Origin of the sequence: Alistipes sp. ZOR0009 (assembly GCF_000798815.1) — a bacterium.
Lineage (GTDB): Bacteria > Bacteroidota > Bacteroidia > Bacteroidales > ZOR0009 > Acetobacteroides.
In genome coordinates this window covers 2,699-3,314 of record NZ_JTLD01000110.1, presented here as the reverse complement: position 1 = coordinate 3,314, position 616 = coordinate 2,699, and the positions used below count along the sequence as shown (strand labels likewise).

General features: G+C 58.4%; 1 protein-coding gene. It reads right to left on the bottom strand.

The genetic code is table 11. The features are described 5' to 3' along the window. Positions 1 to 616: Calx-beta domain-containing protein (locus tag L990_RS16645; protein ID WP_316932991.1), on the bottom strand; the 616-nt coding region annotated here is incomplete at both ends.

Sequence of the window (616 nt, the reverse complement as noted above, 5' to 3'; positions counted from 1 at the left end):
CGTCGGTGGTTGGTACCAGCACGGTTTTGCTCGTCTCGCCAGCGGCAAAGGAGAGCGTACCCGCGGGCACGTTGTCGAAGTCGGTACCCATTGTGGCGGTACCATCCTCTAGGGTGTAGCCAGCCGATATGGCCTGATCGCTAGGGTTGCTGAGGCTCACCACGAAGGCGAGCACGTCGCCCTCGGTAACCGTTGGGCTACCCACCGCAACCGTTGGCTTGGTATCGTCGTTGGTTATCGTTCCAGTAGCGCTGCCATCGGCTATGGTAGCGTTGGTGGCATCTGTTAGCTCAAGCGATATAGTTTCATCACTCTCGAACTTGGTGTCGGCCGTAGTTGGCACCTCCACCACCTTGGATACCTCGCCTGGGGCAAAGGTTACCGCTAGGTTCGATACGGAAGTGTAGTCGTTATCGGCTGTTGTAGCGGAACCATCGGCGGAGGAAGCCTTAACGGTTACCGCCTTGCCGCTAGCTGCGCTGAGGCTCACCACAAACTGCAGTTTGCCGCCTTCGGCTACTGTAGCGTCGCCCACCGAAAGGGTAGGAGCGCCGTCGTTGTCGAGGATCGTACCCACGCCAACCAGCTTGTCGGGATCGACATTTACCAGGCTATT